The sequence below is a fragment of the Adlercreutzia sp. DFI.6.23 genome (assembly GCF_024462535.1).
GTDB classification, from domain to species: domain Bacteria; phylum Actinomycetota; class Coriobacteriia; order Coriobacteriales; family Eggerthellaceae; genus Adlercreutzia; species Adlercreutzia rubneri.
In genome coordinates this window covers 1-332 of the sequence record NZ_JANGBP010000308.1, presented here as the reverse complement: position 1 = coordinate 332, position 332 = coordinate 1, and the positions used below count along the sequence as shown (strand labels likewise).

At 61.1% G+C, this 332-nt stretch carries 1 protein-coding gene; it reads left to right on the top strand.

The genetic code is table 11. From position 1 onward, the window contains the following. The coding region (locus NE591_RS13485) for an alanine--tRNA ligase-related protein (protein WP_256156891.1) at positions 1-332 on the top strand (332 nt) is incomplete at both ends.

The following is a 332-nucleotide window of genomic DNA, read 5'->3' as shown; positions in this document are numbered from 1 at the left end:
CGCGAGAAGGACCTGAACTACGTCCAGGAGAAGGGCTGCAAGCTCGTGCCCTCCTCCTCGCTCAGTCCCGACGATCCGTCGCTTCTTCTGACGAGCGCCGGCATGGTGCAGTTCAAGCCCTACTTCCTGCAGCAGAAGCAGCTGGAGGCGCCCTATATCGGCACCACCTCCGTGCAGAAGTGCGTGCGCACCAACGACATCGACATCATCGGCACCACGGGCCGTCATCTGAGCTTCTTCGAGCTGCTCGGCAACTTCTCCTTCGGCGCGTACTTCAAAGAAGAGATCTGCGCCTGGGCCTACGATTTCTCCGTGAACGTGCTGCGGCTGCC